Origin of the sequence: Nonomuraea sp. NPDC049129 (assembly GCF_040648495.1) — a bacterium.
Taxonomy (GTDB): Bacteria; Actinomycetota; Actinomycetes; order Streptosporangiales; family Streptosporangiaceae; genus Nonomuraea.
In genome coordinates, this window is sequence record NZ_JBEZDU010000004.1 from 320,573 (window position 1) to 334,252 (window position 13,680).

General features: G+C 71.9%; 8 protein-coding genes. 5 read left to right on the top strand and 3 right to left on the bottom strand.

Annotation, left to right across the window (positions count from 1 at the left end; genetic code table 11):
* The first annotated feature begins 1 nt into the window (after position 1).
* From AB0B64_RS14185 to AB0B64_RS14205, 5 genes are read left to right on the top strand one after another with little or no spacing between them, the layout of a single operon-like run.
* A complete protein-coding gene (locus AB0B64_RS14185; RefSeq protein ID WP_357942095.1) occupies positions 2-253 on the top strand; it encodes an acyl carrier protein in 252 nt (83 codons plus the stop codon).
* Positions 250-1,407, top strand: coding sequence for an acyl-CoA dehydrogenase family protein (locus tag AB0B64_RS14190; protein WP_357942097.1), 1,158 nt, complete (start codon positions 250-252; stop codon positions 1,405-1,407). The genes AB0B64_RS14185 and AB0B64_RS14190 overlap by 4 nt, the downstream gene beginning before the upstream one ends.
* Entirely contained in the window at positions 1,404-2,471 is a 1,068-nt protein-coding gene (locus tag AB0B64_RS14195; RefSeq protein ID WP_358177392.1) for an HAD-IIIC family phosphatase, read from the top strand. The genes AB0B64_RS14190 and AB0B64_RS14195 overlap by 4 nt, the downstream gene beginning before the upstream one ends.
* Positions 2,468-3,253: a thioesterase domain-containing protein gene (locus tag AB0B64_RS14200; RefSeq protein WP_358177395.1), complete on the top strand. Its 786-nt coding sequence runs from the start codon at positions 2,468-2,470 to the stop codon at positions 3,251-3,253. The genes AB0B64_RS14195 and AB0B64_RS14200 overlap by 4 nt, the downstream gene beginning before the upstream one ends.
* Positions 3,250-3,906 carry a 4'-phosphopantetheinyl transferase superfamily protein gene (locus tag AB0B64_RS14205; RefSeq protein WP_358177397.1) on the top strand — a complete coding sequence of 219 codons (657 nt, stop codon included), beginning with the start codon at positions 3,250-3,252 and terminating at the stop codon, positions 3,904-3,906. Before AB0B64_RS14200 ends, AB0B64_RS14205 begins: the two co-directional genes overlap by 4 nt.
* Here AB0B64_RS14205 and AB0B64_RS14210 read toward each other — a convergent pair.
* Genes AB0B64_RS14210 through AB0B64_RS14220 form a run of 3 tightly spaced genes read right to left on the bottom strand, consistent with a single transcriptional unit; the run spans position 3,901 to position 13,600 of the window.
* On the bottom strand, positions 3,901-5,061 hold the full coding sequence (locus AB0B64_RS14210) for an acyl-CoA dehydrogenase family protein (protein WP_357942105.1): 1,161 nt from the start codon (positions 5,059-5,061) through the stop codon (positions 3,901-3,903). The two genes, AB0B64_RS14205 and AB0B64_RS14210, sit on opposite strands and share 6 nt — an antisense overlap.
* Positions 5,058-8,891: an SDR family NAD(P)-dependent oxidoreductase gene (locus AB0B64_RS14215; RefSeq protein WP_358177400.1), complete on the bottom strand. Its 3,834-nt coding sequence runs from the start codon at positions 8,889-8,891 to the stop codon at positions 5,058-5,060. Before AB0B64_RS14215 ends, AB0B64_RS14210 begins: the two co-directional genes overlap by 4 nt.
* On the bottom strand, positions 8,888-13,600 hold the full coding sequence (locus tag AB0B64_RS14220) for an SDR family NAD(P)-dependent oxidoreductase (RefSeq protein WP_357942109.1): 4,713 nt from the start codon (positions 13,598-13,600) through the stop codon (positions 8,888-8,890). Before AB0B64_RS14220 ends, AB0B64_RS14215 begins: the two co-directional genes overlap by 4 nt.
* Positions 13,601-13,680 lie beyond the last annotated feature (80 nt).

A 13,680-nucleotide genomic window follows, 5' to 3' on the forward strand; every position in this document is an offset into this window, starting at 1 on the left:
CATGTCGAACACCGCTGAGGCGCAGATCCTCGCCTTCGTCCGCAGCCGCTACCCGCAGGCCGAGATCACCGGGGACCAGGACATCTTCTCCCTGGGCTTCGTCAACTCGCTGTTCGCGATGGAGCTGGTGATGTTCGTGGAGAAGACCTTCGAGGTCACCATCCCGAACGAGGAGCTGCGCATCGACAACTTCCGGACCGCCGGCTCGATGGCCGAGCTGGTGGGCCGCCTGTCGGAGGAGCTGGCCGCGTGACGATCGTCACCCAGGCGCCGGTCGCGCAAAAGACGCTCCCGGTCACCGACCGGGCCAGCGCCCGCGCGTTCGTGGACACCTTCATCGTTCCGTACGCCGAGGCGTACGACCAGGCCGGCTATATCCCCGAGGAACTGCTGGACCGGATGGCCGAGGCGGGTCTGTGGGCCCCCTTCCTGCCCGAGGAGGTGGGCGGCGCCGGAATGGACCTGGTCACCCTCGGGGAGGTCCACGAGGAGGTGGGCCGCGGCTGCTCGTCGGTCCGCAGCCTGCTCACGGTCCACACCATGGTGTCGTGGGCGGTGCAGCGGTGGGGCAGCGCGGCGCAGCGGCAGAAGTGGGCTCCGGCCCTGGCCAAGGGTACGGTCCTGGGCGCGTTCTGCCTGTCGGAGCCCGGCGCGGGCAGCGACACCTCGGGCATCACCACGACCGCCGTCCAGTCCGGTACGGGCTGGGTGCTCAACGGCGGCAAGAAGTGGATCACCGGTGGCCAGCGGGCGGACCTGTACCTGGTGTTCGCCCGCACCGCGTCGAGCATCGGCGCGTTCCTGGTGCCCAGGGAGAGCCCCGGGGTCGAGGTGCGCCCGATCGACGACATGCTGGGCACCCGCGCGTCGATGCTCGCGGAGGTGACGTTCGACGACGTACACCTCGAGGCCGACGCGCTGCTCGGGCCCAGCGGGTTCACCGCGGGCATGGTGCTCACCGGCACGCTCGACCTCGGTCGCTACAGCGTGGCGGCCGGGTCGGTCGGCATCATCCAGGCGTGCCTGGAGGCGTCGGCGACGTACACCTCGGCTCGCGAGGTCGGCGGCTCGGTGCTGCGGGACCTGCCGCTGATCCAGGCCAAGCTGTCCGACATGGTCACCGACGCGCGGGCAGCCCGGCTGCTGCTGGCCGAGGCGGGGCGGCTCAAGGACGCCGGCGAGGCGTCCACGATCATGGCGACCTGGGTGGCGAAGTACTTCGCGTCCACCGCGGCCGCCAGGCACGCGTCGGAGGCGGTCCAGATCCACGGCGCCAACGGCTGCAGCCCCGACTACCCCGTGGCCCGCTTCTACCGGGACGCCAAGGTCATGGAGATCATCGAGGGCAGCAACGAGATCCAGCGGATCACGATCGCCGGCCAGGCGGACCGGGAGGTGACGTCATGAGTGTGGCCGTACTCCACGAGAAGCCCAAGCAGGGCCGCATCAAGTGCGTCGTGTGGGACCTCGACAACACGCTGTGGGACGGCGTGCTGCTGGAGGACGAGAACGTCAAGGTACGCCCGGCGGTCGTCGAGCACATCAGGCGGCTGGACCGCATGGGCGTGCTGCACTCGGTGGCCAGCAAGAACGACCACGAGGCGGCGTTCGGCAAGCTGCGCGAGCTCGGCCTCGACGACCTGTTCCTCTACCCGCGGATCAACTGGAACGCCAAGTCCGACTCCATCCGCCAGATCTCCAAGGCGCTCAACCTCGGGCTCGACGCGTTCGCGTTCGTCGACGACCAGGAGTTCGAGCGCGCCGAGGTGGCGCACGAGGTGCCGGAGGTGACCTGCGTCGACGTCGCCGACGTGGACGAGGCGCTGGTACGACCGGAGTTCACCCCTCGCTTCGTCACCGACGAGTCGGCGCAGCGGCGCGGCATGTACCAGGGGCAGATCGCCAGGGACGAGCTGGAGAGCGAGTTCGTCGGCACCAACGAGGAGTTCCTGGCCGGGCTGAAGATGGCGTTCACCATCGCGCCGGCCCGCCGGGAGGACCTTCAGCGGGCCGAGGAGCTGACGGTACGCACCAACCAGCTCAACTCGACCGGGCGTACCTACTCCTACGAGGAGCTCGACGAGCTGCGCGAGTCGCCGGACCACCTGCTGCTGGTGGCCTCGCTGACCGACCGGTTCGGCAGCTACGGCAAGATCGGGCTCGCGCTGGTGGAGAAGGAGGAGTCGGTCTGGCGGCTCTGCATGATGCTGATGTCGTGCCGGGTGATGTCGCGCGGGGTCGGAATGGTCATGCTCAACCACGTCATGCGGCTGGCGAAGGAGGCCGGCGTCTCGGTGCGGGCCGACTTCGTGGAGACGGGACGAAACCGGATGATGCAGGTCACCTACGCGTTCGCGGGTTTCAGGGAGGTGGAGCGGAACGGCGCCCACGTGGTGCTGGAGGCCGATCTGACGAACGTGCAGCCGCCTCCGCCGTACGTGAAGCTAGAGATCGTGGATGAGGCACGATGACCGTCAATGATGTGACCAGCGAAGACGCGATCCAGCGGTGGCTGCCGTTCCGGGCCCAGACCGGCGCGGCGGCCGACGCGCTCGCGCTGTTCTGCCTGCCGCACGCCGGGGGCGGGGCCTCCGCCTACCGGGCGTGGCAGCACCGGTTGCCGGGTGTGGCGGTGCTGCCGGTCCAGCCGGCCGGCCGGGAGAACCGGCTGCGCGAACCTCCATACGAACGGATGGCGCCGTTGGTGGCCGACCTGGCCGACGTCATCCTGGCCGAGGTGAGCGGAGGTCGCCGGTACGCCGTCTATGGGCACAGCCTGGGCGCGCTGGTCTCCTTTGAACTGCTGAGGGAGATCCGCCGCCGAGGCGGCCCCGCGCCGGTGCACCTGTTCGTCTCCGGCTGCGTCGCCCCGCACCGGTCGTTCGACGACGGGCCGCCGGTGCGCGGCATGAGCAGCTCCGAGCTGGTGGAGCTGCTGCGCAAGCTCGGCGGAACCCCCGACTGGCTGCTGAACGACCCGTCCGTGCTGGAGATGATCCTGCCCGCCATGCAGGCCGACTTCAGCGTCAAGGAGACCTACACGTATTACCCCGAGCCCCCGCTGGACGTCCCGATCACCGCGCTGCCGAGCACCGACGACCCGCGGGCCGGCCGGGAGCTGGTGGCCGCGTGGCGGGAGCAGACGACCGGGCGGTTCGACCTGCACACGTACGTCGGCGGGCACTTCGCCGTCTTCGAGCAGGCGAAGCTGACGTACAAGCACGTCTCGGAGGCGCTGCGCGCGTGGGTATGACGCAGCCCAGAGTGTGGAAGATCCACCTCGACCGGCCGCTGGCGCCGGGCGGGTGGCGGTCGCTCTCCGACGCCGAGCGCGAGCGGGCCCGACGGCTCGGCTCGGCCCGGGAGCGGCACCGGTTCATGGTCGCGCACGCCGCGCTCCGCGCCATACTCGGCGAGGTCTGCGGCGTGCGCGCCGCGCGTCTGGCCTTCGGCGCGGAGGAGAGTGGTCGGCCGTACGTAGCTCTGCTCCGCGGCCGGGGAGCGCCCGACTTCAACCTGTCCCACTCCGAGGAGTGGGCGCTGGTGGCGGTGGCGCCGCCGGGCTCCAGGGTCGGCGTCGACGTCGAGCGGATCCGCGACGACCTCGACTGCCTGGCGATGGCCGGCAGCATGTACCAGCCGGAGGAGGTCGACCGGCTGCGCGAGGCCGGGCCTTCCGGCCTCCGTGCCGGATATTTCCGGCTCTGGACGGCCAAGGAGGCGTACGTCAAAGCCGTCGGCGTGGGCCTGGCCGGACTCCGCAATGTCCTGGTACGCGAGGAGAGCACGACCCATGGGGCCGTGCTCTCCCTTCCCTCGCCGCCCGGCGCCGCCCTGCCTGTCCGCTGGCTCGGCGTCGCGCCGGGCTACGCCGCGGCGGTCGTCACCGCCACGGCCGCCTCATGAGCGCTTCGACACCGGCACCACGTACCGGCTGAACACCAGGTCACGCAGTACGTCGTCACCACCCTCGACGATCGACACATAGCGCACGTCCCGCAGCAGCTTGCCGATGACCGAGTCGTGCGTGTAACCGAGCCCGCCGAACATCTCCGAGGCCGTGGACGCGATCTGCCACCCCGTCTGCCCGCAGAACATCTTCGCCGTGAGCGCCGACTTGAGCGTCCCGACCCGCAGGAACTCCTCGCCGGCGTCCGGCCGGGCCGCGACCGCGTCGTACGCGCGCGCCGCCGCCAGGCACTGGTTCACCATCACGTCGATCTGCATCTCGAACTGGCCCAGCCGGCTGGCGAAGACCGCGTTGTTGGCCAGCGGCGAGCCCTTCACCGACTTGGACTTGCCGTACTCCATGCACACGTCGCGCACCCGGCGGGCGATGCCGAGCGCGGTCGTGGCGATGAGGATGCGGCTGGCGTTCAGGCCGACCTCCAGCAGCCGCAGGCCGTTGCCGCGCAGCACGTTCGCCGCGGGCACCCGGCAGTCGGTGAGCGAGACCTGGTAAGTCGCCGACGAGCGCAGCCCGATGACGTCCCACCGCTTGTCCACGCGGATGCCGGGCGTGTCGCGCGGCACCAGGACCGCGAGGTAGCCCGCCGGGTCGTCCTGGGCCCGCGCGATCACCACGATGAACTGCGCGAAGTCGGTGTTGGTGGAGAACGCCTTCTGGCCGTTGAGCACGATCTCGTCGCCGTCGCGGGTCGCCGTGGTGGAGATCCGGGCCAGCTCGCTGCCCGCCGCGTGCTCGCTGCCGAGGGTGGCGCAGAACCCGTTCTCCGCCGCCATACGGCCCAGGTGGCGCTCCCGGAGCTCGGCGGAGCCGTACCACTGGACCATGCTCGTCGTGAGCACCGGGATGAACAGCGTGAACGCCACGCCCGCGTCGGCATAGGCCAGCTCGGAGACGATGCGGACGCTCTCCTCCAGGCCCAGCCCGAGCCCGCCCGCCTCCTTGGGCAGCCACCAGTTCGCCAGGCCGGTGTCGGCGAAGCGCTTGTAGAGCGGCATCGGCGCCTCGGCCAGCGAGTCCAGGTAGGCGTCCTTGTCGAGCAGCTCGCGCCGGGCGAAGCTCTGGATCTTGCGCAGATACTCTGGCTGCTTCACGCGTCCTCCCTTGAGTCCAGCAGGGCGGCCAGCTGGCGGATCGTCGGGCACTCCAGCAGCCCGGTGACCGGCACCGAGGCGTTCAGGGCCTTGCGGATCCGGGTGGTCAGCTCGATCGCGAGCAGTGAGTGGCCGCCGAGCTCGAAGAAGTTGTCCGTGGCGCCGATCGGGTCGATGCCCAGCACCCTCGACCAGATGCCGGACAGCGTGGTCTCGGTGCCCTCGTTCGGCTCGACGTACGGGGTGCTCAGGTCCGGGCGCGGGTGGCGCTCGCGGTCGTCGTCGAGATCGTCGTCGCCGGCGTCATGGATGTCACCGGTGACCCACTGCGCGATGCGCGCCTCCAGCGAGCCGGTCGAGATGACCAGGTGCCCGACGCGGTCGGCGGCCGACAGCGCCCGCTCGAACACGTCCACGCCCTCCGCGGGCGTCATCGCGTAGTCGATCACCGCGCCGCTGTGGCCTTCGAGCCGGTCGGGGTCGATGTTCCAGGTGTCCCAGTCGACGGTGACCCATCGGCCGCCGCGCAGCCGGGCCACGCGGATGTAGGCGTCCAGCGCCGCGTTCGCCGACGCGTACGGCGCCAGCGTCATCCCGCCGAGCACCGCCGCGATCGACGACAGCGTGACGCGCCGGTCGCGGGCCTGCTCTCCCAGTACGGCCTCCAGCACGTGGAAGCCCTTGACCTTGGCGGCCAGGTGGGCGTCGCACTGGTCGCGGTCCATGAGGTGGGCGAAGTTGAAGTAGCCGCCGTCCTGGACGCCCGCGCCGTGCACGGCCACGTCGATGCCGCCGAAGCGCTCGACCGCCGCCTCGACGACCGCCCGCATCCCGGCCTCGTCGGCCACGTCGGCCGACAGGGCGAGCACGGTCGCGCCGCGCTCCTCCAGGTCGCGGATGTTGCGGATGTGCCGGGCCGTACGCTCCCCGCCCTGCGGCACCGCGGCCAGGAAGGCGTCCCACTCCTCGCGGGGCGGCAGCGGGGCGCGGGCGGTGAGCACCAGGCGGCAGCCGTACCGGCCGGCCAGGTGGCGGGAGAGCACGAGGCCGACGTCGCCGAGACCGCCGGTGATCAGCACGGTGTCGCCGTCGCGGAACGGCCGCTCCTCCGGGCCGGGCTCGTCGATGGGGTACTGCTCGTACTGCCGCAGCCACGTCTCGCCCGAGCGCACCGCGACCGGCCCTTCGTGCGGAGCTACGGAGGCGGCCAGGATCTGTGTGGCCAGTTGCTCAGGATCGATGTCGGACCCGACGTCGATGTGGCGGCAGCGCAGGCGTGGGTTCTCCTGCTGCAGGCTCGGCGCCAGCGCCGCGAGCGTCGCGTGCTCGGGGTGGCGCAGGTCCGAGCCGACCACACCCACCGCTCCCGACGTCAGCAGGACCAGCTCGGCGCGCGGCGCGGAGCCGGTGTTGTCGACGAGCTCGCGGGCCAGCGCGAGGGCGGAGTAGAAGCCGCGGCTCTGCTCGGCGTCGAAGTGGGCGACCGGGTCCGGTCCCGCCTCGGCGGCGGACAGGCTGAAGGCGTGAATGATCGAGCGCGGATTGACCACGAGCGAGTAGAGCACTTCGGCCATGTCGTCCGCCTTGTCGGGGCGGATCGTGAAATGTCCGGCGTCGTCTTCGTCGAACCGGTCGCCCCGGCGCACCGCGGTCACCTCGGCGCCCGCCTCGGTCAGCCGCTCGACCAGGGCCTCGCCCCGGGCATCGTCGGTGAAGACCAGCCAGGGACCGGCCAGGCGGAGCTGCTCGTCCAGGCCGTTGAGGGTAAGGGGCCGCTGCCGCCACGTCGGCAGATGCGTCCACTTCGAGCGGTCGAACGTCTTGCCGGTGCTCGGCGGCGCGGCCAGCATGCTCGGGTTGGCCTTGACCCAGAACCGGCGCTTCTGCCAGGGGTAGGTGGGCAGCTCGACCCGCAGGCCCGCGCCCTGGTGCAGGACCGCCCAGTCGATGGCGCTACCGGCCTGCCACAGCTTGCCCAGAGTGGCCAGGAGCCACTCGGCGGCGCTCTCGCCGCCGGCGGGGGCCACGGCGATCTCCTCGACGCCGGACGTGTCCGTCCCGTCGTGGAGCAGGCGAACGCTGAGCGCGGTGAGCGCCTCGGCGAGCGCCGCGACCGCGTCCTCGGGGGAGGCGGTGGCGCCGATGGAGGCGGCAGCGCCGGCGGTGCCGGGGCGGGTCAGCCGGTCGGCCGTCGCGCGCAGGTCCGCCCACCAGGCGGCCGGTACGTCGCCGCCCGGCGTGACCAGCCGGACCTTGGGGTTGCGGCGCTGCGTCTTGGCGTCGATCCAGCGCGCCGGGTCGCCCAGCGCCGCGACCGCGTCCTCCCGGTCCCGGACCACGACCGCCCGCCGCGTCGCGAAGCCGCCGCGCGACACCTGGAGCGTGTACGCCACGTCCGCCAGGTCGTCGGCCAGGTCACCGGAGAGGTGCTCCCGCAGCAGCCCGGTGAGGTCGGACAGCGCCTGCCCGTCGGCGGCCGAGAACGTCAGCAGGTGCGGTCCTGGCCGGGCCGCCCGCGCCGGACGTACCGGCGCCTGCTCCAGCACCACGTGCGCGTTGGTGCCGCCGAGCCCGAACGAGCTGACCCCGGCCCGCCGCGGATGCGGACCGGCGGGCCAGGCCCGGTGCTCGGTGAGCACCGTGAACCGGTCCCGCGCCGTCGCCAGCGCCGGGTTGGGCGTCTCGTAGTGCGGGGTGCCCGGCAGCAGTTCGTGCTTGAGGGTGAGCGCGGCGCGCATCAGCCCGGTGACACCGGAGGCGCGGTCGAGGTGACCGATGCTGGGCTTGAGCGAGCCCAGCACGCACGGCGTCTCGCGGGGCTGGGCGAACACCCGGTTCATCGCGGCCAGCTCGATCGAGTCGCCCAGCATGGTGCCGGTCGCGTGGCACTCGACGTAGCCGACGGTGTCGGGCTTGACCCCGGCCACGCCCAGCGCGGACTCGATGACCTCTGCCTGCCCGTCGACGCCGGGCGCGGTGTATCCGGCGCGGGTCCGGCCGTCGTTGTTGGCCGCGGAGCCGAGGATGACCGCGTGGATGACGTCGCCGTCCTTGAGCGCGTCGGACATGCGCTTGAGCGCGACCGTGCCGACGCCGCTGCCCATGACCGTGCCGCCCGCCTCGGCGTCGAAGCTGCGCACCCGGCCGTCGGGCGACATGATCCCGCCCTGCTCGTACAGGTAACCGGCGGGCTGGGGGAGCGGCGTGAACGCGCCGCCGGCCAGCGCGATGTCGCACTCGTACGTCAGCAGGCTCTGGCAGGCCAGGTGCACCGACACCAGCGAGGTGGAGCAGAAGGTCTGCACGGTGACGGCCGGGCCGCGCAGCCCGAGCTTGTAGGAGACGGTCGAGGCCAGCGAGTCGCGCTCGTTGCCGGTGGCCATGAGCAGTGCGCCGCCCGGCTGGCCGGCGAGGTGCTGGATGTTCTGGACGATGTAGTCGGGGAAGCCGCAGCCGGCGAAGACGGCGACCTGCCCCGGCGTGTCGGTCGGGCAGTAGCCGGCGCTCTCCAGCGCCTCCCACGAGCATTCGAGGAACAGCTTGTGCTGGGGATCCATCGTCTCGGCCTCGCGGGGGTTGATCCCGAAGACCGTGGCGTCGAACTGGTCGAGGCCGTCGATCGGGCCGCCGACGCGGACGTAGCGCGGGTCGGCCACCTTGCCCGGCTCGACGCCGGACTCGGCCAGCTCCTCGTCGGTGATCTCGCGCAGCCCCTTGATCCCGGCGAGCACGTTGCGCCACAGCTCGCCGACGCTGCTCGCCCCCGGAAAGCGACCGGACATCCCGATCAGGGCGACCGCCGAGTCGTAGTCCGTCTCAGTGTCCGTCATGATGCCGCCTTCCCGCGGAGCATGTTGCGTCGCTGTTCGATGCGGGACCGCCGCTGGTCAAGGGCCCCGAGGGTCTGCTGGTCCTGCTCGCCTCCCGAGGTCGCGGCTTCGGCGAGCGAGGCGACCGTGGGCGACTGGTAGAGGATGTGCGGCGGCAGGTAGGACAGTTCGAGGGCCTTGCGGACCTCGGCGATGATCTCCATGCCGAGCAGCGAGTTGCCGCCGAGCTCGAAGAAGTTGTCGTGGATGCCGACCTGCTCCAGGCCGAGCGCCTCGGCCCAGACCGCGGTGATGGCCTCCTCGGCCGGTGACTGCGGCTCTACGTAGGCGGTCGACAGCTCGGGCCGCGGGTGGCGGCCGAAGGCGTCGCGGATCTTCTTCACCGTGGCCTGGTGGCTCTCGATCGACGAGCGGCGGCTCATCGCGACCAGCGGGGCGAAGTCCTGCGTCGAGGTGATGACGTGGGCCTCGCCGCTGGCCAGCACCCGCAGCAGCGTCTCGTAGCCCTGGTCGAAGGTGATGCCGAAGTTCTCCCGGTACCAGGTGAAGTAGTGCTTGGAGCCCTCGTCGTAGTTCTCCAGGCCGTCGGTCCAGCCGTTCCAGGTCCACTCGCACCAGTCGATCGCCGTCACGGTCACGCCGGGCAGCGGGTCGCTCAGCGCGTACGCGTCGAGGAAGGCGTTGGCCGCGCAGTAGTCGACCTGGCCGGCGCCGCCGCCGGTCGCCGACGTGGTGGAGGAGAACAGCGCGACGAAATCAACCGGTATGTCCTTCAGCGCCTCACCGATGGCCAGCGTGCCCGCCACCTTCGGCGCCAGCGTCCGCTGGATGTCGGCGACCGTCTTGAACTGCATCAGGCCGACGGCCGGCACCCCGGCGCAGTGCAGCACGCCGTTCAGCTCGCCGAACGTCTCGATCGCCGCGCCGACCGCCCGGCGCACGTCGGCGGGCTGGGAGACGTCGCCGGCGACCGTGACGACCTCGATACCCGCGGCCTCCAGCCGCCGCAGCCCCTCGATCCGCCGGCGCACCTCGTCGGCGGTGCGCTCCGAGGCCAGGATGGGGCCCCACTGGTCCTTGGGCGGCACGGGGGTGCGGCCCATCAGGACGAGGCGGGCCTGGTAGTGCTCGGCGAGCCGTTCGGCCATGGCCAGGCCGATGCCGCCGAGGCCGCCGGTCACGAGGTACGTGCCGCCCCGGCGTACCTGGGCCTTGGGGGCGTCCTGGTCGATGCACGACGCGTCGAGCACCTCGTACTCCGGAACCCAGCGCCGGCCACTGCGCAGCCCCACGACCTGGTCGGCGGGTTCGGCGCGCAGCTCGGTCAGGAGGTCGCGCGGCGACGACGCCGTGTCGATGTCGATCAGGCGGGTGCGCACGCGCGGGTACTCGACCGGGATCAGGCGGGTCGGGCCGAGCAGGGTGCCGCGTTCCGGGATGACCCGGTCGCCGGGGAGCACCCGCTGGCCGCCGATGGTGACGATGTCGAGCGACCACCGCGTGATGCCCATGTCGCCCGCGGCCCGCGCGAGCGCGACCAGGGTGTGCAGGCCGCGCCGCAGGCACTCGTCGGTCGAGTCGGGGTTCTCCTCGGCGGTCCACAGGTGCACCACACGCTCGGGCTCGAAGTCCCGCTCGGCCAGGGTCCGCAGCGCGCTGACGGCGTCCTCCGGTGAGCCGGGCCGGACAACCAGGCCGTCGGGCCCGGCGGCGAACCGCTCACCGGGACGGACCAGCACCACCTCGTGCCCCGCCGCCTCCAGGTGCGCGCGCAGCGCGTTGGCCAGCGTGTCGGCCCGGCCCGCGTCGGTGTAGACCAGCCAGCGGGCCGCCTCCTCCTCGCGTGCCGGGCGCGGCGCGGTCTGCCGCCAGGTCGGCACGTTGATCCAGCGCTCGTCGGGCAGCCGGGGGAGGGCGTTCAGGATGCTGGTGGGGTCGCTGTCGTCGATCGCGGGCGCGCCGGTGCTCGCCGCGGTCTGGTCGATCTCCAGCCAGTAGTCCTGGTGCTCGAAGGGGTACGTCGGCAGCGGGATCCGGCCGGGCGCCCAGCCGGCGTGCAGCGCCGCCCAGTCGACGGAGACGCCGGCCAGCCAGAGCTTGCCGATGGCCGTGGCGGTGGCGGCGTGGGTGTCGACGCGGTCGTTCGCGGCGGGCAGTGTGGTGACGATCAGCGGCCACTGGGCGCGGTCGCACTCCGGGTGGCCGCGGGTGAGCGCGCCGAGCGACTGGCCGGGGCCGATCTCCACCAGGGCGAGGTCGCCGGAGCCGAGCACGTGCGCGAGCCCGGCGCCGAACTCCACGGTCTCGCACATGTGCCGCGACCAGTAGCCGGGGTCGGTGACGACGTCCGCGGTGGCCAGGCGGCCGGTGACGTTGCTGACGTACGGGATCACCGGGGGATGCAGGGTGACGTTGTCGCTGATCCAGGCGGTCAGCTCGGCGGCCACCGGCTCCAGCATCCGGGAGTGGAAGGCGTGCGTGGTGTCCAGGCGGCGGCAGCCGATCTTCGCCTCCAGCAGCAGCGCGCCGGCCGCCTCGACCGCCGCGACGGGCCCGGCCAGGACCAGCTGCGAGCCGGTGCGGACCGCCACGTCCAGGTCGCGGGTCAGCAGGTCGCCGAGCACCGCGCGCAGCCGCCGCTCGTCGGTGGCCACCGCGAGCATGGCGCCCTCGGGCTGCGAGGTGATCAGCTTGGCCCGGTAGGCGACCAGCCGCAGCGCGTCGGGGAGCGAGAGCACGCCGGACAGGCAGGCGGCCACGTACTCGCCGAGGCTGTAGCCGACCATGACCTCGGGGGCGATGCCCCAGCGGATGAGCTGGCGGGCCAGCGCGTACTCCGCCACGAAGACGGCGGGCTGGATCAGGTGCGCCTCAACCGTGGAGGGAGTCGCCGCCTCGCCGGTCCGGCCCAGGAGCCGGGCCAGGTCGCCGCCCGTGTCCTGGCGCTCGGCGGCCACGAAGACGTCGGACAGCTGCGCGGCCTCGGTGAGGCCGAGGACGGTCAGGCACTCGTCGACGTCGTCGCGGAAGGCGGGCTCGTCGGCGTAGAGCGCGGCCACCATGCCGGGGTACTGCTCGCCGACTCCGGCGATCAGGAAGCCGACCCGGCGGCCCACGGTCGCGTCGTTACGGCCCAGCCGCCCGGCCGGGTCGGCCAGCAGGGTAGCGGCCTTGCCGGTCGAGTCGGCCACGACGACCCTGCGGTGGTTGAAGACCTTGCGGCCGACCTGCAGCGTGTAGGCGACGTCGCCCAGTTCGAGGTCGGAGTCGATCTCCAGCCGGTCGGCGAGCCTGACGCAGGCGTTCTCGGCGGCCGACTCGGAGCGGGCCGACAGCGGCAGCACTTGCCAGCGGCGGGACCGCTCGGGGCGGCGCTCGGGCCGCGGGGCCTCGGTGACGATGGCGTGCGCGTTCGTGCCGCCCATGCCGAGCGAGCTGATGCCCGCGATCCGGGGCCGGTCGTCGTCACGCGGCCACGGCGTGACCTCGGAGGTGACGCGGAAGGGGCTGCTGTCGAAGTCGATCTCCCGGTTCGGGGAGGTGTAGTGCAGGGTGCCCGGGATGAGTTCGTTGCGCAGGGACTGGACGACCTTGATGAGCCCGGTGACGCCCGAGGCCCGGTCGAGGTGGCCGACGTTCGGCTTGATCGAGCCGAGCAGGCAGTACTGCTTGTCCTTGGTGGGGCCGAAGGCGCTGGTCAGGGCGGCGACCTCCATCGGGTCGCCCACCTCGGTCGCGGTGCCGTGCGCCTCGACGTACGAGATCTCGGACGGGTCGACCCCGGCCCGCTCGATCGCCTTGCTGACGCACCTGCGCTGCCCGTCGATGCTGGGCGCGAGGTAGCTGAACTTGAGCGCGCCGTCGTTGTTGATCGCGGAGGCGCGGATGACGGCGAGCACGGTGTCGCGGTCGGCGATCGCGCGGTCGAGGCGCTTGAGCGCGACCACGGCGGCCCCGTCGCCGAACATGCTGCCCTTGCCCTCGGCGTCGAACGTGCGCACGTGGCCGTCGGGCGACTCCTGGCCGCCCTCCTCCCACAGGTACCCGACCCGGTCGGGGATGCGTACGGACACGCCGCCGGCCAGCGCGATCTCGCAGTCGCCCCGGCGCAGCGCGTCGCTCGCCAGGTGCACGGCGACGAGGGAGGTCGAGCAGAACGTCTGCACGGCCACGCTCGGGCCCGAGAGGTTCAGGCGGAAGGAGACGTTCGTGGTGAGCGCGTCCTTGTCGTTGCCGATCATCAGGGCGGACGGGTCGATGCCCATCTCGAACGCCCTCAGCCGGGTGAGCAGGTAACCGCTGATGTTGGTGCCCGCGAACACGCCCACGCTGCCCCGCGCGTCGGGCGAGCCGTAACCGGCGGCTTCGAGGACCTCCCAAGCGACCTCCAGGAAGATCCGCTGCTGCGGATCGGCCAAGGTCGCCTCACGCGGGTTGTAACCAAAGAATCCGGCGTCGAATCCCCGGATGTCCTCGAGGATCGGCCGGCTCCTGACATAGTTCGGCTGCTGGAAGGTCGCCGGACTGACCCCCGCGTCGATCAGCTCCTCGTCGGAGAATCGGGTGAACGATTCCACGCCGGTGCTGATGTTGCGCCAGAACGTCTCGACGTTGTCCGCCCCGGGGAATCGGCCGGCCATGCCGATGATCGCGATATTCGACTCGTCCGCCGAGTGTTTCGAGTCGCCGGGTGAATGCTGCTGATCCATCAACATGCCTCAATTCCGTACATGTCACTGAATTACCGATAGAAAGGCGAGCGACCCGCGGCCCCCTGACCGCGGGTCGG

Coding starts and splice junctions, on each gene's coding strand:
- AB0B64_RS14195 (WP_358177392.1), top strand. CDS start 1,404: ATGAGTGTGGCCGTACTCCACGAGAAGCCCAAGCAGGGCCGCATCAAG.
- AB0B64_RS14200 (WP_358177395.1), top strand. CDS start 2,468: ATGACCGTCAATGATGTGACCAGCGAAGACGCGATCCAGCGGTGGCTG.
- AB0B64_RS14205 (WP_358177397.1), top strand. CDS start 3,250: ATGACGCAGCCCAGAGTGTGGAAGATCCACCTCGACCGGCCGCTGGCG.
- AB0B64_RS14215 (WP_358177400.1), bottom strand. CDS start 8,891: ATGACGGACACTGAGACGGACTACGACTCGGCGGTCGCCCTGATCGGG.
- AB0B64_RS14185 (WP_357942095.1), top strand. CDS start 2: ATGTCGAACACCGCTGAGGCGCAGATCCTCGCCTTCGTCCGCAGCCGC.
- AB0B64_RS14220 (WP_357942109.1), bottom strand. CDS start 13,600: ATGGATCAGCAGCATTCACCCGGCGACTCGAAACACTCGGCGGACGAG.